Annotated in this window: 14 protein-coding genes; 11 read left to right on the plus strand and 3 right to left on the minus strand. The window is 73.0% G+C overall.

Translation table 11 applies throughout. The features are described 5' to 3' along the window. Window positions 1-957 carry a hypothetical protein gene (locus H4J02_RS02175; RefSeq protein WP_187675495.1) on the plus strand — a complete coding sequence of 319 codons (957 nt, stop codon included), beginning with the start codon at window positions 1-3 and terminating at the stop codon, window positions 955-957. Here the strand turns inward: H4J02_RS02175 and H4J02_RS02180 are convergent. Next, complete coding sequence (locus H4J02_RS02180; RefSeq protein ID WP_187675496.1) at window positions 944-2,212, minus strand: MFS transporter; 1,269 nt, start codon at window positions 2,210-2,212, stop codon at window positions 944-946. The genes H4J02_RS02175 and H4J02_RS02180 overlap by 14 nt on opposite strands. A gap of 141 nt (window positions 2,213-2,353) precedes the next feature. On the opposite strand from H4J02_RS02180, the gene H4J02_RS02185 reads away from it, so the two are divergent. Then, window positions 2,354-3,595, plus strand: coding sequence for an MFS transporter (locus H4J02_RS02185; RefSeq protein WP_187675497.1), 1,242 nt, complete (start codon window positions 2,354-2,356; stop codon window positions 3,593-3,595). Window positions 3,596-3,624: 29 nt separating this feature from the next. After that, the gene (locus tag H4J02_RS02190) at window positions 3,625-5,004 is read left to right on the plus strand and encodes a GH1 family beta-glucosidase (protein WP_187675498.1); all 1,380 of its coding nucleotides are present in this window, start codon (window positions 3,625-3,627) and stop codon (window positions 5,002-5,004) included. A 51-nt stretch (window positions 5,005-5,055) separates the two neighbouring features. On the opposite strand, the gene H4J02_RS02195 is transcribed toward H4J02_RS02190, so the two are convergent. Further along, window positions 5,056-5,787 (minus strand): oxygenase MpaB family protein, encoded by a 732-nt coding sequence (locus H4J02_RS02195; protein ID WP_187675499.1) that lies wholly within the window; start codon window positions 5,785-5,787, stop codon window positions 5,056-5,058. A 128-nt stretch (window positions 5,788-5,915) separates the two neighbouring features. Between H4J02_RS02195 and sucC the strand changes: the two genes are divergently transcribed. The 4 genes from sucC (at window position 5,916) to H4J02_RS02215 (ending at window position 11,159) form a co-directional block, all read left to right on the plus strand. Beyond that, window positions 5,916-7,082: an ADP-forming succinate--CoA ligase subunit beta gene (sucC, locus tag H4J02_RS02200; protein ID WP_187675500.1), complete on the plus strand. Its 1,167-nt coding sequence runs from the start codon at window positions 5,916-5,918 to the stop codon at window positions 7,080-7,082. A gap of 12 nt (window positions 7,083-7,094) precedes the next feature. Then, window positions 7,095-7,997: a succinate--CoA ligase subunit alpha gene (sucD, locus tag H4J02_RS02205; RefSeq protein WP_187675501.1), complete on the plus strand. Its 903-nt coding sequence runs from the start codon at window positions 7,095-7,097 to the stop codon at window positions 7,995-7,997. A gap of 183 nt (window positions 7,998-8,180) precedes the next feature. Next, window positions 8,181-9,578: a serine hydrolase gene (locus H4J02_RS02210; RefSeq protein WP_187675502.1), complete on the plus strand. Its 1,398-nt coding sequence runs from the start codon at window positions 8,181-8,183 to the stop codon at window positions 9,576-9,578. A 21-nt stretch (window positions 9,579-9,599) separates the two neighbouring features. Beyond that, entirely contained in the window at window positions 9,600-11,159 is a 1,560-nt protein-coding gene (locus tag H4J02_RS02215; RefSeq protein ID WP_187675503.1) for an alpha/beta hydrolase, read from the plus strand. 3 nt (window positions 11,160-11,162) lie between these two features. Here H4J02_RS02215 and H4J02_RS02220 read toward each other — a convergent pair whose 3' ends face one another. Next, complete coding sequence (locus H4J02_RS02220; RefSeq protein ID WP_187675504.1) at window positions 11,163-11,933, minus strand: IclR family transcriptional regulator; 771 nt, start codon at window positions 11,931-11,933, stop codon at window positions 11,163-11,165. A 162-nt stretch (window positions 11,934-12,095) separates the two neighbouring features. On the opposite strand from H4J02_RS02220, the gene H4J02_RS02225 reads away from it, so the two are divergent. From H4J02_RS02225 to ptsP, 4 genes are read left to right on the plus strand one after another with little or no spacing between them, the layout of a single operon-like run. Beyond that, complete coding sequence (locus H4J02_RS02225; protein ID WP_187675505.1) at window positions 12,096-12,851, plus strand: MIP/aquaporin family protein; 756 nt, start codon at window positions 12,096-12,098, stop codon at window positions 12,849-12,851. Continuing rightward, window positions 12,848-13,843, plus strand: coding sequence for a dihydroxyacetone kinase subunit DhaK (gene dhaK / locus H4J02_RS02230; protein ID WP_187675506.1), 996 nt, complete (start codon window positions 12,848-12,850; stop codon window positions 13,841-13,843). Before H4J02_RS02225 ends, dhaK begins: the two co-directional genes overlap by 4 nt. Before the next feature lie 33 nt (window positions 13,844-13,876). Further along, window positions 13,877-14,518, plus strand: a complete 642-nt coding sequence (dhaL, locus tag H4J02_RS02235; RefSeq protein ID WP_187675507.1) for a dihydroxyacetone kinase subunit DhaL — start codon at window positions 13,877-13,879, stop codon at window positions 14,516-14,518. 2 nt (window positions 14,519-14,520) lie between these two features. Further along, a complete protein-coding gene (gene ptsP / locus H4J02_RS02240) occupies window positions 14,521-17,049 on the plus strand; it encodes a phosphoenolpyruvate--protein phosphotransferase (RefSeq protein ID WP_187675508.1) in 2,529 nt (842 codons plus the stop codon). The last annotated feature ends 41 nt before the right edge of the window (window positions 17,050-17,090 follow it).

The raw sequence follows: 17,090 nt of genomic DNA on the forward strand, positions 1-17,090 counted from the left end.
ATGGACGTCACCGACTGGCTGCTCGACTCCGACCCCGCCATCCGGCACCAGGTGCTGCGCGACCTCGTGGGGGCGCATCCGGATGCCGTGGCCGCCGAGCGTGCCCGCGTCGCGCACGAGGGCTGGGGCTCGTGGCTGCTCGAGCGGCAGGACGCCGACGGCTACTGGGACGGGGGCACCTACCGTCCGCGGTGGGCGCCCGAGGACCGGCCCTTCTTCTCCGCGTGGACGGCGACGCACTTCACGGTGACCCTCCTGCGCGACCTCGGCGTCGACCCCGCCGACCCCGTGGTGCGGGAGGCGATCGCGCGCGTCGCCCACGGCGTCGCGTGGGAGGAGGAGGACGGCGGCCTGCCCTACTTCGAGCTCTCCCTCGAGCCGTGCATCGTCGGCGTGCTGCTCTCCAACACGGTGTACTTCGGGTTCGACGCGTCGCGCACGCTCGACCGCGCCCTCGAGGCGCAGCTGGCCGACGGGGGATGGAACTGCGCGACCGACTCGCCCGTGTCGTCGTTCCACCCCACGATCTGCGTCGTCGAGGGTCTGCTCGCGTGGGAGGGCGCGGCGGCTGCCGACGACCCGCGGCGTCCCGTTGTGCTCGCGGCGCGCATCCGGGGCGAGGAGTACCTGCTCGAACGGCGGCTGCTGCGCCGCCGCTCGACGGGCGGCATCGCCGACCCGCGCTTCACGATGACCTCGTTCCCGACCCGCTGGCACTACGACGTGCTGCGGGCCCTCGAGCACTTCCGGCTCGCACGACCCGACGGCGACGAGCGGATGCGCGAGGCCGTCGAGCTCGTGCGCGGCAAGGCCGACGCCGACGGGCGATGGCCGCTCGAGAACGAGCACGACGGGTCCGTGTGGTTCGACATGGAACGGGAGGGCGAGCCGAGCCGCTGGATCACCCTGCGGGCGCTGCGCGTGCTGCGCTGGTGGGACGGCCTCACGCCTCGCTGATCGCGTCGCGCTCGCTCGGGGAGAGGTCGGATGCCGCGGCCCGCATCCGGCGCCTCGCGACCGTCACGACGGCGAGGAGCGCGAGCACGGCGACGAGCAGGATCGCGGCGTCGACCGCGAGCGCCCAGGTGACCCCGATCCAGGCCCCGAGCGCGCCGACGATGACGCCCGAGCCGACGCGCGAGCCCGCCGACGCCATCGAGTAGGCCCCGATGAAGCGGCCGCGGCGGGCGGCGGGTGCCGTGAGCTGCACGACCGCCTGCGAGGTCGAGCTCGACACGAGGCTCGCCATGCCGGCGAGCACGAGGGCCGCGAGGCTCAGCGGGAAGCTGCGCGACACCGAGAACACGAGCACCGCCGTCGCGAACACGGCCGAGGCGACGATCGCGAGCCGCGGTGTCACGCGCACGCGGCCGATCGCCTCGAGCCCGATGCCGCCGGCGACGGCGCCCGTCGCCATCGCGACGATGAGCAGGCCGTAGGCGACGCCCGACTCGTCGAGCCCCAGCACGGCGCCGAACTCCGGCAGCAGCGGCAGGATCGCCTGGCCGACGAGCAGACCGACGAGCACCTGCAGCACCGTGACGGCGAGGATCGACGGAAAGCGCGGCACGTCGCGCAGCACGCTCGCGACGTCCCGCAGCCGCAGCGGCTCGCGCACGCTGCCGTTGCGCGCATGCCCGTCGTAGGGCACGACCATGAGGTAGACGACGAACGGCACGTAGAGCAGCACGTTGATCGCCATCGCCCACGCCGGCCCGACCGTGAACAGCAGCGCGGCGCCGACGGCGGGGCCCCCGAGCATCCCGAGCTGCAGGCCCGTGGCCATGAGGCGTACGCCGCTCGGCAGGTCGTCCGGGCCGACGATGTCGTAGAGCATGAGCTGGTCGGCGGGTCCCCAGAAGGTGCCCGCAAGGCCGTGCAGCAGCAGGAGCACGACGCAGTGCCACTCTTCGAGGGTGCCCGTCGCGATGAGCACCGCCCAGCCGAGCGACGCGAGCATGAAGCACGCGGCGCCGAGCTGGATGAGGCGGCGGCAGTCGAAGCGGTCGGCGAGCGCGCCGAACGGGATCGCGAACAGCAGCTGGGGCAGCCAGTGGCTGATGACCGCGAAGCCCGCGAGTACGGGCGACTCGAAGAGCTGCCACATCACGAAGTAGGTGATGGCGTGCTCGACGTGGTCGGCGCCCATCATGAGCGAGCCACCTGCGAGGTAGCCCCTGTACCAGGGCGCGCGGAGGGCGGCGAATCTCACTCGCGGGAGCCTACGCCCGGTCGCCGACGCGGGTGCGACGCCCGTCCGGGGGTCTTGCCAAGCCGCCGCGGCATCCGCCACTCTGGGCTCGAACTTGGACGATCGTCCAAGTCGACCGAGCGACTCGACGACGAGGATGTCATGACCGCCACCATGCTCCGCCGCAGCTGGATCGTCGCGCTGCTGCTCGCGACCGGCGGCGTCTTCGCCGGCTGGTTCGGGCCCATCCAGATCCTGCTGCCGGCCCAGGCCGCGCGCCTCGCCGAAGGCGACGGCAAGGAGGCGCTGCTCGCGCTCGTGACGGCCGTCGGCGCCGTCGCGTCGATCCTCGCCAACCCGCTGTGGGGCCTCATCTCCGACCGGATGTCGCTCGAGCGTCCGCGACGCCGCCCCGTCGTGCTCATGGGCCTCGCGATCGGCGTCGTCGGCCTCGTCGTGCTGGCCCTCGCATCCGACCCCGTCGTGATGATCGTCGGCTGGGTGCTCGTGCAGGTCGGCCTCAACGGCCCCTTCGCGGCGCTGCTCGCCATGATCGCCGACCGCGTACCGGCCCAGCGGCGCGGCTTCGTGGGATCGATGTTCGGCGTCGCGCAAGTGCTGGGCGTCGTCACGGGCACCGCCGTCGCCGTCGCGCTCGACGAGTCCGCGATCGGCTACGTCGCGCTCGCCGTCGCCGTGCCGCTGCTGCTCGTCGCGATCCTGCTGCTGCCGGAGCCCGCGGCGCGGACCGAGGCCGACGCCCCGGATGCTGCGGGGGCGGACGCGGACGCCGTCGCCGCGGTGCGCCACGGCATCCGCGACGTGCTCGCCGCGCTGCGCCCGACCGCGGCGTTCGCGTGGGCGTGGGCCATCCGCCTGCTCGCGAACCTCGTCAACGCGCTCGTGCTCATCTACCTGTACTACTTCCTCGCCGACGCCGTCGGGGTCGACGACCCGGGCGCCTGGGTGCTCGTCGTGACGCTCATCAACGTCGTCGTGACCGTCACGGGCGCGAGCATCGGCGGCGCGTGGTCGGACCGCATCGGGCGGCGCAAGGTGTTCGTCGTCGCGGCGGCCGTGACGCTCGCCGCGGGCTGCGTCGTGTTCGCGCTGCTTCCCGTACTGTGGGCCGTGCTCGTCGCGGCGGTGCTCATCTCGGCGGGCTGGGCGCTCTTCGTGAGCGTCGACGTCGCGATCATCACCCAGGTGCTGCCGTCCGACCGCTCGACGGGCAGCATGCTCGGCGTCGCGAACGTCGCCAACGCGCTCCCGCAGGTGATCGCGCCCGCGATCGCCGCGCCGATCGTCACCGGCCTGGGCGGTTACCCCGTGATGTTCCTCATCACGGCGGTGATCTCGCTGCTCATGCTCGCGTGCCTGCCGCGGCTGCGCGGCGTCGCGTGACCCGCCATCCGCACCACCGAAGGAGACCGATGACCGCCCTCCCGATCCTCCCCGCCGGGTTCCGCTTCGGCGCCTCGACCGCCTCGTACCAGATCGAGGGCGCCGTCGACGAAGACGGCCGCGGGCCGTCGATCTGGGACACCTTCACGCGCGAGCCCGGGCGCATCCGGAACGGCGACACGGGCGACGTCGCGATCGACCACTACCACCGCGTCGAGGGCGACCTCGACCTGCTCGCCGAGCTCGGCATCCACGACTACCGCTTCTCGATCGCGTGGTCGCGCATCCTGCCGCAGGGCACAGGCGCGGTCGAGCCGCGCGGCCTCGCGTTCTACGACCGGCTCGTCGACGGGCTGCTCGCGCGCGGCATCCGTCCCGTGCCGACGCTCTACCACTGGGACCTGCCGCAGGCGCTCGAGGACCGCGGCGGATGGCTCTCCCGCGACACCGCGGAGGCCCTCGGCGACTACGTGGGCGTCGTCGTCGAGCGGCTCGGCGACCGCGTGCGCGACTGGATCACGCTCAACGAGATGAGCGTGCAGACGCTCTACGGCTACGCGCTCACCGACCACGCGCCCGGTCGCGGGCTCGGCTTCGGTGCGCTGCCCGCCGCGCACCACCAGCTGCTCGCGCACGGCCACGCAGTCGCGCGCCTGCGGGAGGCGGGCGCCGAGCGGGTCGGCGTCGCGCAGCAGCACTTCCCCGTCGTGCCGGCCTCGGAGTCGATGGACGACCTCGTCGCGGCGGGCACGTTCCAGGCCATCACGAACTGGCTCTTCGCGGACCCGATCCTCGCGGGGCGCTACCCCGAGGAGCTGCGGCCGCTCATCCCGCTCGACGACGCGCAGCTCGCCGCCGACCTCGAGCTCATCTCGGCGCCGCTCGACTTCTACGGCGTCAACTACTATGAGCCGATGCTCGTCGAGGCGCCGCGTGAGGGCACCGACTACGCGGGGGCGGCCGAGGTCGACCTGCCCGAGGGACTGCCGTTCGCGCTGCTGCCGTATCCGTCTGAGGAGCGCACCGACTTCGGCTGGGCGATCGCGCCCGGCCAGCTCACGGCGATCCTGCGCGAGCTGCGGGAGCGGTATCCGAACCTCCCGCCCGTCGTCATCACCGAGGGCGGTGCGTCGTTCCACGACGGCCCCGGACCCGACGGTGCCGTGCACGACGCACGCCGCATCGCGTACCTCGACGCGCACCTGCGGGCGGTCGCGGATGCCGTGGCGGCGGGCGTCGACGTGCGCGGCTACTACACGTGGTCGGCGTTCGACAACTTCGAGTGGGCGGCGGGGAACGACGAGCGCTTCGGCCTCGTCTACGTCGACTACGCGACCCAGGAGCGCATTCGCAAGGACTCCTTCGCCTGGTACCGCGACGTCATCACGGCCCAACCCTCCGATCGCTGACCGGTCGGTTTCTGGCCTCATCCGGGGGGCTTGAGGCGAGTTACCGACCGGTCAGGGGCTGTCGGCGAGCAGCAGGCGCGACGGCAGCCGACGGATGCGGCGGGGCGTCACGCGGGCGAGCACGCGGACGAGGGCGAGGGCCGCGCGCTCGCGGCGGAGCCGTCGCGGGAAGCCGTACGCGTCGCGGATGCGGTCGGGCAGCAGCGCCGCCGTCGCGAGCCGCCCGAGGGGGAGCGCCGCGCGCACCCACCACGGCACCGTGCCGCGCGCGGGGCGCAGGATCGCGGCCGCCACCTCGCGGGCGTCGGCGCCCACCTCGAGGGAGGGCAGCATCCGCTCCCAGTAGGCGGCGAACTCGGCGCGCGTCGCAGGCCACAGCGCCGCCGGCACCTGCAGGCTCGTGCCGAAGCGGCCCGAGGTCGCGTACACCTCGTCGGCGACCGCCTCGGGCAGCGGCGCGAACAGCGCGTCGTGCACCCGCATCCCCACCTCGTAGAGCGTCGCGGCCACCCACAGCTGCGGCTCGGCATCCGTCGTCCCCGGGATGCCGGCGTGCGCCCGGTCGACCTGGGCCGCCGCGCGCTCGGCGACCTCGGGCGTGCCGAGCCCGATCGCGTAGACGTAGCCGAGGGTGTGGCGCAGGCGCCGCATGGGGTCGCGCCGGAAGCCCGAGTAGCGCGCGACGGCGTGCCCGACGGCCGGATGCGCGAGCTGCAGCAGCAGCGCCGCGCCGCCTCCGAGCACGAGCGCGCCCTCGGCGAGGTAGTCGTCGGCGGTCGTCACCCGGTCAATCCTCACGGATTCAGAAGGTAGAGTGGCACTCGGCCCATTTATCTCGACATCGAACTATCTCGGCGTCGAGACAGTTCGGCCGCTCACTCCTCTCCCCGACACACTGGAAGAAGCGCAGCGTGGATCTCTACGAGTACCAGGCCCGCGACATGTTCGAAAAGTACGGGGTCCCCGTGCTCGCCGGCATCGTCGCCGACACCCCCGCCGAGGCACGTGCCGCGGCCGAGAAGCTCGGCGGCGTGACCGTCGTCAAGGCTCAGGTGAAGACCGGAGGCCGCGGCAAGGCCGGCGGCGTCAAGGTCGCCAAGACCCCCGAGGATGCGGAGGCCGCCGCCGAGGCGATCCTCGGCCTCGACATCAAGGGCCACGTCGTCAAGCGGCTCATGGTCGCCGCCGGCGCCGACATCAAGCAGGAGTACTACTTCTCCGTGCTGCTCGACCGGGCCAACCGCTCGTACCTGAGCCTCGCCTCGTACGAGGGCGGCATGGAGATCGAGCAGCTCGCCGAGGAGCGCCCGGATGCGCTCGCGCGCGTCGAGGTCGACCCGCTGACCGGCATCACGCTCGAGAAGGCGAAGGAGATCGCGGTCGCCGCGAAGTTCCCCGCCGAGCTCGTCGACAAGGTCGCCCCCGTGTTCGTGAAGCTCTACGAGGTCTACACCTCGGAGGACGCCACGCTCGTCGAGGTGAACCCTCTCGTGCTCACCGGCTCGGGCGACATCGTCGCGCTCGACGGCAAGGTCTCGCTCGACGACAACGCCAGCGAGGTGCGCCACCACGAGCACGAGGCGCTCGAGGACAAGGACGCCGCCGACCCGCTCGAGGCGAAGGCGAAGGCCGCGGGCCTCAACTACGTCAAGCTCGACGGCGAGGTCGGCATCATCGGCAACGGCGCGGGCCTCGTCATGTCGACGCTCGACGTCGTCGCCTACGCCGGCGAGAACCACGGCGGCGTGAAGCCCGCCAACTTCCTCGACATCGGAGGCGGCGCCTCGGCCGAGGTCATGGCCGCGGGCCTCGACGTCATCCTCGGCGACCCGCAGGTCAAGTCGGTGTTCGTGAACGTCTTCGGCGGCATCACCTCGTGCGTCGCGGTCGCGAACGGCATCGTGAAGGCCCTCGAGATCCTCGGCGACTCGGCCACCAAGCCGCTCGTCGTGCGCCTCGACGGCAACCAGGTCGAGGAGGGCCGCGCCATCCTCGCCGCCGCGAACCACCCGCTCGTGACGATCGCCACCGGCATGGACGAGGGCGCCGACAAGGCCGCCGAGCTGGCCGCGAAGTAAGGAACCAGGAACATGTCGATCTTCCTCAACAAGGACTCCAAGGTCATCGTCCAGGGCATCACCGGCGGCGAGGGCACCAAGCACACCGCCCTCATGCTCAAGGCGGGCACCCAGGTCGTCGGCGGCGTCAACGCGCGCAAGGCCGGCACGACCGTCTCGCACACGGACAAGGACGGCAACGCCGTCGAGCTCCCCGTCTTCGGCACCGTCGCGGAGGCCATCGAGAAGACGGGCGCGGACGTCTCGATCGCGTTCGTGCCGCCGGCCTTCACGAAGGACGCGATGATCGAGGCCATCGACGCCGAGATCCCCCTCCTCGTCGTCATCACCGAGGGCGTGCCCGTGCAGGACACCGCCGAGGCCTGGGCCTACGCGAAGTCGAAGGGCGAGAAGACCCGCATCATCGGGCCGAACTGCCCCGGCATCATCACGCCCGGCGAGGCGCTCGTGGGCATCACCCCCGCGAACATCACGGGCAAGGGACCGATCGGCCTCGTGTCGAAGTCCGGGACCCTGACCTACCAGATGATGTACGAGCTGCGTGACCTCGGCTTCTCGACCGCCATCGGCATCGGCGGCGACCCGATCATCGGCACGACGCACATCGACGCGCTCGCCGCGTTCGAGGCGGACCCCGAGACGCGTGCGATCGTCATGATCGGCGAGATCGGCGGCGACGCCGAGGAGCGCGCGGCCGAGTTCATCAAGGCGAACGTCACGAAGCCGGTCGTCGGCTACGTCGCGGGCTTCACGGCCCCCGAGGGCAAGACGATGGGCCACGCGGGCGCGATCGTGTCCGGCTCGGCCGGCACCGCGCAGGCGAAGAAGGAGGCCCTCGAGGCCGCCGGCGTCAAGGTCGGCAAGACCCCGTCGGAGACCGCCGCGCTGCTGCGCGAGGTGCTCGCGGGCGCCTGAGCCGCATCCGTTCCACGTACGCGCCCCGTCCGGTCCGCCGGGCGGGGCGCGTCGTCATCTCCGGGTTTCGTCGCGCGGCTGGAGCCGTGACCCGGCGGCGGGAGAAACAACCCCCGCCGCGATGTCGTGGCTCCAGCCGCGCCAAGGACTGACGGAGACGGGGAGCGCCAATAGAGTCGGGGGATGGGCACCGCTGACCTCCCCCACTCGACGCCGTCCGCCGAGGGGATCGACGCCACCGGGATCTCCGCACTGCTCGACGCCCTCGAGGGCGACCCCGACATCCGCCTGCACGGCCTCATCCTCATGCGCCACGGCGCGGTCGTGGCCGAGGGCTGGTGGGCGCCGTACGGCCCCGACCGCGTGCAGCTGCTGTACTCGCTCAGCAAGAGCTTCACGTCGACCGCCGCCGGGTTCGCGCGCGCCGAGGGCCTGCTCGAGCTCGACCGACCCGTCATCGAGTACTTCCCCGAGTACGACGCCGAGATCACCGACGAGCGCATGCGCCGCATGACGGTGCGCCACATCGCGTCGATGGCGAGCGGCCACGCGACCGAGACGATCGACCGCGCGCTCGAGGCGGGCCGCGGCGACATGGTGCTCGGCTTTCTGCGCACGCCCCTCGACGCCGAGCCGGGCACGATCTTCGCCTACAACCAGCCGTGCACCTACACCCTCGCGGCGATCATCCAGCGCGCCACGGGTGAGAGCCTCGTCGAGTACCTGCGCCCGCGCCTGCTCGACCCGCTCGGCATCGGCGACGTCTTCTGGATCGAGGCGCCGCCCGGCCGCAACCTCGGCTTCAGCGGCCTGCACGCGACGACGGATGCCGTGGCCCGCCTCGCGCAGCTCTACCTGCAGGGCGGCCGCTGGAACGACCGCCAGCTGCTCGACCCGCACTGGGTGCAGGAGGCCACACGGGTGCAGGTGCAGAACCCGGGCGACTGGGGTGCCGACTGGTCGCAGGGCTACGGCCTGCAGTTCTGGATGAACCGCCACGGCTACCGCGGCGACGGCGCCTTCGGCCAGTTCTGCGTCGTGCTGCCCGAGCAGGACGCCGTGCTCGCGATCACGGCCGAGACCGTGCAGATGCAGCGCGTGCTCGACCGCGTGTGGCTGCATCTGCTGCCCGCGTTCGACCGCCCGGGAGAGGCGGATGCGGATGCCGCGGTCGCCGAGCGCCTCGCCTCGCGCCGGATGCCGCTCCCGCCCGAGACCGCATCCGTCGCCCCCGAGGGCTGGACGGGCGGCGAGTTCGCGACGCCCGGCGCCGATGCGCTCATCACGGCCGTGAACGTGCGCCCGGACGGCGACGGCTGGATGCTCGGCCTCGTCGACGCGGCGGGCGAGCTCGCGCTCCCCGTGGGCGTCGGCGAGTGGGCGGCCTCGGAGCCCGACGGACAGCCGATCGCGGTCGCGGGCGGCTGGACAGCCGACGCGTTCGTCGCCGACGTGCTCTTCCTCGACACCCCGCACACGCTGCGGGTCACGTGCGCGGAGGGCGGCACGGCGAGCGTCCGCTGGCTCACGACCCCCCTGCACGCCGACGACGCCCGCGGCCAGCGTCGGCCCGTCGACTGACGCAGACCGTAGGCTGACGCCATGACGCTTCCTCGCCGTCTCGGCGCCCTCGCGGTCGTGCTCGCGGCCGCCCTCTCCCTCTCCGGCTGCGGCATCCTGCCCCTCTTCCCGGGCGGTGGCGGCGGCGGTGGCGACCGCCCCGGCCCCACGGGCGAGGATGTGCCGGCCGAGCTCGAGCGCTACTACACGCAGGAGCTCGACTGGTCGAACTGCGGCGGCGGCATCGACTGCACCGACGTCACGGTGCCGATCGACTGGAGCGAGCCAGACGGCGACACGACGACCGTCGCGATCGCGCGCCACAAGGCGTCGGGCACGCCGCTCGGCTCGCTGCTCATCAACCCCGGCGGCCCCGGCGGATCGGGCTTCGACTTCGTGCGCGACTCGGCGGCCTACGTCGTGAGCTCCGAGGTGCTCGGGACGTACGACGTCATCGGCTTCGACCCGCGCGGTGTCAACCAGTCGGCTGCGGTCGAGTGCTACACCGACGCGGCCGACCAGGACGAGTGGCTCTACGGCACCTACGACGCCGCCTACGGCTCGGAGGCCTGGTACGCCGAGCTCACCGAGCGCGCGAAGACCTGGGCGGCGGCGTGCGAGGAGCACGCCGACGGGCTGCTCGGCCACCTCGACGCCGCATCCGTCGCTCGCGACATGGACGTCATCCGGGCACTGCTCGGCGACGAGCAGCTGCACTACCTGGGCTACTCGTACGGCACCTACCTCGGCACGATCTACGCGCAGCTGTTCCCCGAGAAGGTCGGCCGCATGGTGCTCGATGGCGCCGTCGACCCGACGGTCGGCGACCTCGAGGCGCTCGCGATCCAGATGGCGGGCTTCGACTCGGCCCTGCGCGCCTACATGGAGTGGTGCCTGCCGCAGTCCGACTGCCCGTTCCGGGGCGACGCGGATGCGGCGCTCCGGTCGATCCGCCAGATGCTCGAGACGGTCGACGGCCGCGGCTTCCGCTCCTCCGACGGGCGCGTGCTCGACTCGGCGACGGTCGCGACGGGCATCATCTTCACGCTCTACTCGGAGGGCAACTGGCCCTACCTCTCGCAGCTCTTCACGACGCTGCGCCAGGGCGACGCCGACACGGCGTTCCTGCTCGCGGACTCGTACAACGGCCGCGAGTTCGACGGCACGTACTCCGACAACGGGGGCGACATCTACACGGCCGTCACGTGCGACGAGGGCGACCTCGCCTCCGACGGCGTCGACGTCTTCGCGGGCCTCGACCGCATCGACGAGGCCGCGCCGATCCTCGGTCGCTACGCCGCGTACGACGACTACGCCGTGCTCAAGGCCGTGTGCTCGAACTGGCCCGCCGAGGTTGCCGAGCTGCCGACGGAGTTCTCGGCCGAGGGCGCACCGCCCATCATGGTCATCGGCACGACGAACGACCCCGCGACCCCGTACGCGAACGCCCAGCACCTCGCGAAGCTGCTCTCGAGCGGCTTCCTCGTGACCTACGAGGGCGAGGGCCACACGATCTACGCGCAGGGCGTCGCGTGCGTCGACGACACGGTCGACGCGTACCTCATCTCGGGGAAGGTACCGTCGGCCGACCCGATGTGCTGAGGCTCAGGCGCCCTCGCGCGGGGCGACGCGCGGCGGCCAGCTCGTCGCGCCGAGCTCGCGCGAGATGTTGCGGGCGGTCTCGCGCAGGTCGTTGAGCACCCCGTCGGCGGGCGGCCACTCGGTCGAGGGCAGCACGACGGCGACCGCCGCGACGAGCTCGCCGGATGCGTCGCCGACGGGCGCCGCGACGGACGACTCGCCGAGCACGGCCTCGTCCTCCTCGGTCGCGAAGCCCCGCTCGACGATGCCCGCGAAGGCGAGCGTGAGCTGCGCGGGGTCGGTGACGGTGTCGCCCGTGAGGCTCTGCAGCTGCCGCGAGAGCACGACCGACTGGTACTCGTCGTCGAAGGCGAGCAGCACCTTGCCCATGGCGGATGCGTGGGCCGGGATGGTCATACCCGTCTCGAGCATCTGCTGGCTGCCGTCGGGGCGGCGGTTGTGGTGGATGACGAGCACCTCGTCGAAGAGCTCGACGCCGAGGCGCACGGCGAGGCCGGTGCGGCGGGAGAGCTCGCGCGTCCAGCGCATGGCGCGGGCACGCACGTCGAGGGTGTCGAGGTAGACGTTGCTGAGCTTCACGAGCGCGGGGCCGAGCATGTAGCGCTGGCCGTTGCGCTCCTTCGCGACGAGGCCGTGCTCCTGCAGCGACTTGACGATCCCGTGGACGGTCGAGGGCGGGAGGTCGAGGGCCGCGGCGAGCTCGGAGATGCCGAGGTGGCGCGCGCCTTGCAGCGATTGCAGCACCTTGGCCGCGCGGTCGATCGCCTGGATCACGGGTCTCCCTCCTCGGAGTCGTTCCATTATGGGGCCGCACGACGTTCGTCGATTCACTCTTGACACCGTGCTCACTCAGGACAATATTCGACATTGTCGAAAGTCGTTCCAGAAATCTGACGCGACATCGACCTCGTCCCCACCATGTCCAAAGGAGTGCATATGGATGAGAACCGCCTCTGGCAGAAACTCGCTGCCGAGTTCCTCGGCACGGCGTTCCTCGTGTTCGTCGGCGTCGGCTCCGTGCCCGCCCTCGCGATCGCGCGTGACGGCGAGCCGTTCACGGGCGCCGAGCTCGGCATCATCTCGCTCGCGTTCGGCACGATCGTCGTCGTCACGGTCTACGTCTTCGGCTACATCTCGGGCAACCACATCAACCCCGCGGTGACCCTGGGGCTCGCGGTGACGCGCAAGTTCCCGTGGAAGCTCGTGCCCGCGTACGTCGTCGCCCAGGTGCTGGGCGCCATCGCCGGCTCGTTCGCCATCGTCGGGGTGCTCGGCCAGGCGGCCGTGGACGCCGGCCTCGGCGTCGCCGCCTACAGCGCCGAGACGCCCATCCCGCAGGCGTTCTTCGCCGAGTTCATGGGCACCTTCCTGCTCGTGTTCGGAGTGTTCGGCGTCATCTACCGCCGGGCGTCGCTCGGATGGGCGGGGCTCGTGATCGGCTTCGTCGTGTTCGCCGCGATCATCCCGGTCGCGCCGACGACGGGCGCGTCGATCAACCCCGCGCGCACGACCGGCCCGATGATCGTGCAGGCGCTCATGGGCGGAGAGGTCGCGTGGGAGCAGTGGTGGGTCTACGTCGTCGCCGAGCTCCTCGCCGGCGCGCTCGCCGCCCTCGCATTCGGGCTCATCGCCCACACGCCCGTCGACCGGCGGGCGACCGAGAACGACACGCCTGAGGAGGTCGTCGCGTGAAGAAGCTCATCAACGCACCGGAGGACGTGCTCATCGAGTCGCTGCGCGGAGTGCAGGCGGCGCATCCGGAGCTCCGGGTCGACGTCGACACCCGCGTCATCTACCGCGGCACCCCGAAGGCCGACGGCAAGGTCGCGCTCATCTCGGGCGGCGGATCGGGCCACGAGCCGCTGCACGGAGGTTTCGTGGGCCTCGGGATGCTCGATGCGGCGTGCGCGGGCGAGGTGTTCACCTCGCCGACGCCCGACCAGATGCAGGCGGCGACCCTCGAGGTGAACCGCGGCGCGGGCGTGCTGCACATCGTGAAGAACTACACGGGCGACGTCATGAACTTCGAGATGGCCGCCGAGCTCGCCGCCGCCGACGGCGTCGAGGTCGCGACGGTCGTGACGGATGACGACGTGGCCGTGCAGGACTCCACGTGGACCGCGGGTCGCCGCGGGGTCGGGGTGACCGTGCTGCTCGAGAAGATCGTGGGCGCCGCCGCCGAGGAGGGCCGCGACCTCGCGGCCGTCAAGGCGGTCGCCGAGAAGGTCGACGCGGGCGGGCGCTCGATGGGCATGGCCCTCACGAGCTGCACCGTGCCCGCCGCGGGCAAGCCGACCTTCGACCTGCCCGACGACCAGATGGAGATCGGCATCGGCATCCACGGTGAGCCGGGACGCCACCGCGTGCCGCTCGCCCCCGCATCCGAGATCGCGGAGCAGCTCGTCGAGCCGATCCTCGCCGACCTCGACTTCACGGGCGCGCCCGCGATCGTCATGCTCAACGGCATGGGCGGCTCGCCGCTCATCGAGCTGTACCTCATGTACGGCGAGGTCGCGCGCATCCTCGAGGCGAAGGGCGTGCAGGTGGCTCGCAGCCTCGTCGGCAACTACATCACCTCGCTCGACATGGCCGGCTGCTCGGTCACGCTGCTGCGCGCCGACGACGAGCTGCTCGGGCTGTGGGATGCGCCCGTGAGCACGCCGGGGCTCCGCTGGGGCCTGTGACGACCGAGAGGTGAAGAGGAGGAGGATGACCGTATGAGCGACACCCTGACCATCGACGGACTCATCGAGTGGCTGCGGGCCTTCGACGCCGAGATCGCGGAGCAGCGGTCGTGGCTGACGGAGCTCGACTCGGCGATCGGCGACGCCGACCACGGCGCCAACATGGCGCGCGGCATGGACGCCGTCGTCGCGAAGCTCGACGCCGGGCACCCGGAGACCGTCGACGAGCTCTTCAAGTCGGTCGGGATGACCCTCGTCGGCTCGGTCGGCGGGGCGAGCGGTCCGCTCTACGGCACCTTCTTCCTGCGCATGGGCATGGCCGCGGGTGCCGTGCCGTCTCTCGACGGTGCGGCGCTCGCGGCGGCGCTGCGTGCCGGGCTCGACGGCATCGTCGCCCGCGGCAAGGCCGAGGCGGGCGACAAGACGATGTTCGACGCGCTCGCTCCGGGCCTCGATGCGCTCGACGCGGCCCTCGCATCCGGGTCCTCGCTCGCGGATGCCGCGCGCGCCGCAGCGGATGCCGCTCTCGCGGGGCGCGACGCGACCGAGCCCTTGGTCGCACGCAAGGGCCGCGCGAGCTACCTCGGCGAGCGGAGCGCGGGCCACCTCGACCCCGGCGCCGCGTCGAGCGCGATCCTGCTCGAGACCCTCGCGGGAACCGTCTCCAGGACCTGATCATGATCGGCATCGTCATCGTCTCGCACAGCGCGAAGCTGGCGGAGGCGGCGGATCAGCTCGCCCGCCAGATGGTCGGCGACGCGGCCCCGCCCGTGCGCCTCGCGGCGGGAGCCGGCACCGACCCCGACGGCTCGGCCGTGCTCGGAACGGATGCGACCGCCGTCGCCTCCGCGATCGACGAGCTCGCGGCCGAGGGCGTCGACGGCGTGCTCGTGCTCATGGATCTCGGTTCGGCCGTCATGAGCGCCGAGCTCGCCCTCGAGCTGCGCGCGAGCGACGTGCCCGTGCGGCTCGCGGCGGCTCCGTTCGTCGAGGGCCTGCTCGCGGCGACCGTCGCGGCCTCCGCCGGTGCGCCCCTCGACGCGGTCGCGCGGGAGGCGGCGGGCGCCCTCGGGGCGAAGACGGCGCACCTGGGTGAGGAGGGCGAGGCGGATGCTGCTCCCGCCGCCACCGAGACTCCCGCGGCCCCCGAGGCCGACGCCCTCACGCGCCGGTTCGTGCTGCGCAACCCGCTCGGGCTCCACGCCCGGCCCGCCTCTCTGCTCGCGGGCATCGCGGGGTCTGGCGACGCGCGGGTCACCGTGCGACGTCTGCCCGACGGCTCGCCCGTGTCGGCTGCGAGCATGACGGGCCTCCTGGCCCTCGGGGCCGCCGGGGGAGCGGAGGTGGAGTTCGCGGTGTCCGGGCCCGACGCCGAGAGCGTGCTCGCGCGCATCGCGCAGCTCGTCGACGACGGCTTCGGGGAGCTCGACGGGGCGGATGCCGCGCCGGCTGCCGGGGAGTGCGCGGGAGAGCCGAGTGCGCCTGCCGCGCCGGTCGAGCCCGCGGCATCCGCATTCGCCACCCCCGCGCCCGCCGCGCCCGCCGACGGCCTCCTCCACGGCCGCGGCGTGAGCGGCGGCCGTGCCGCGGCCCCCGTCGCGCGCCTCGCGGCGCCGCTCGCCGAGCCCAGGCCCGCCCCGCCGCTCCCGGAGGAGCAGCGCGAGGCCGAGGCCGCCCGCATCGCCCCCGCCGCCGAGCGCGTCGCCGAGGCGCTGCGCGAGCGGGCCGGGCGGGCCGCGGGAGAGGCATCCGCGATCCTCGAGGCGACGGCGCTCATCGCGCTCGACCCCGAGCTCGCGTCGATGGCCGAGTCGTCGGTGCGCGACCGCGGTCTCACGGCCGACGCCGCCATCTGGGAGGCCGCTGCGGGCTACGAGCAGGCGCTCGTCGCGCTCGGCGGGCGCATGGCGGAACGCGCGGCCGACCTGCGCGACGTGCGCGACCGCATCCGCTCCGAGCTCGCGGGCGTCGAGCTGCCGGGCGTGCCCGACCGCGACGAGCCGTTCGTGCTCGTCGCGCGCGACCTCGCCCCCGCCGACACCGTGACGCTCGCCGAGAGCGCGTGCGTCGCGCTCGTGACCGAGCTCGGCGGGCCCACCTCGCACACCGCGATCATCGCTCGCTCGCTCGGGCTGCCTGCCGTCGTCGGCGTCGCGGGAGCGCTCGGCCTCGACGAGGGCGCCGTCGTGCTCGTCGACGGCGACGCGGGCACGATCGACGCGCACCCGGATGCCGAGGCCGTCGCGCACGCCGCAGAACGCGCCGAGGCGCTCGCCTTCGACGGCCGCGGGGCGACCGCCGACGGGGTCACCGTGCCCCTGCTCGCGAACGTCGGCGGCCCGGACGACGCGAGCGCCGCTGCCGCGGCGAACGCCGGGGGCGTCGGCCTCTTCCGCACCGAGTTCTGCTTCCTCGACCGGCGCACCGCGCCGACCGTCGACGAGCAGGCGGAGGCCTACCGCGGGGTGCTCGCGCCCTTCGCGGGCCGCAAGGTCGTCGTGCGCACGCTCGACGCGGGCGCCGACAAGCCGCTCCCGTTCGCGAACGACGACGACGAGGAGAACCCCGCGCTCGGCGTGCGGGGTCTGCGAATCGCACGCCGGAACCCCGCGCTGCTCGACGACCAGCTCGCGGCGCTCGCCCGGGCCGCATCCGCATCCGACGCCGAGGTGCAGGTCATGGCGCCCATGGTCGCGACCGTCGAGGAGGCGCGCTTCTTCGCCGAGCGCTGCCGCGCCGCGGGGCTCGAGACGGTCGGCGTCATGATCGAGACGCCCTCGGCGGCTCTCCTGGCGCGCGAGCTCTTCGAGGTCGTCGACTTCGTGAGCCTCGGCACGAACGACCTCACGCAGTACACGATGGCCGCCGACCGCATGGTCGCCGACCTGGGCGAGCTGAGCGACGCGTGGCAGCCCGCCGTGCTGCGACTCATCGGCGCCGTCGGCACCGCGGGACGCGACGCGGGCAAGCCCGTCGGGGTGTGCGGCGAGGCGGGCGGCGACCCCGAGCTCGCCCCCGTGCTCGTCGGGCTCGGCGCGACGTCGCTCTCGATGACACCGCGTGCGCTCGGTGCCGTCGCGGCCCGGCTCGGGGCGTACACGCTCGACGACTGCCGACGCGCGGCGGCCGCGGCGCTCGACGCCGGAACGGCCGAGGAGGCCCGCGCGGCCGCCGCCCGCGAGCTCGCGGAGGCCGCGTCCCGCTGACGGCTGCGCGTCACCCCGGCGACCGGCCCGGGGTGACGTAG

Origin of the sequence: Protaetiibacter sp. SSC-01 (assembly GCF_014483895.1) — a bacterium.
GTDB lineage: Bacteria > Actinomycetota > Actinomycetes > Actinomycetales > Microbacteriaceae > Homoserinibacter.

What these genes read in the sequence shown, in the direction of transcription:
- H4J02_RS02175 (WP_187675495.1), top strand. Translation starts at nt 1, where the DNA reads ATGGACGTCACCGACTGGCTGCTCGACTCCGACCCCGCCATCCGGCAC.
- H4J02_RS02185 (WP_187675497.1), top strand. Translation starts at nt 2,354, where the DNA reads ATGACCGCCACCATGCTCCGCCGCAGCTGGATCGTCGCGCTGCTGCTC.
- H4J02_RS02190 (WP_187675498.1), top strand. Translation starts at nt 3,625, where the DNA reads ATGACCGCCCTCCCGATCCTCCCCGCCGGGTTCCGCTTCGGCGCCTCG.
- sucD (WP_187675501.1), top strand. Translation starts at nt 7,095, where the DNA reads ATGTCGATCTTCCTCAACAAGGACTCCAAGGTCATCGTCCAGGGCATC.
- H4J02_RS02210 (WP_187675502.1), top strand. Translation starts at nt 8,181, where the DNA reads ATGGGCACCGCTGACCTCCCCCACTCGACGCCGTCCGCCGAGGGGATC.
- H4J02_RS02215 (WP_187675503.1), top strand. Translation starts at nt 9,600, where the DNA reads ATGACGCTTCCTCGCCGTCTCGGCGCCCTCGCGGTCGTGCTCGCGGCC.
- H4J02_RS02225 (WP_187675505.1), top strand. Translation starts at nt 12,096, where the DNA reads ATGGATGAGAACCGCCTCTGGCAGAAACTCGCTGCCGAGTTCCTCGGC.
- dhaL (WP_187675507.1), top strand. Translation starts at nt 13,877, where the DNA reads ATGAGCGACACCCTGACCATCGACGGACTCATCGAGTGGCTGCGGGCC.
- ptsP (WP_187675508.1), top strand. Translation starts at nt 14,521, where the DNA reads ATGATCGGCATCGTCATCGTCTCGCACAGCGCGAAGCTGGCGGAGGCG.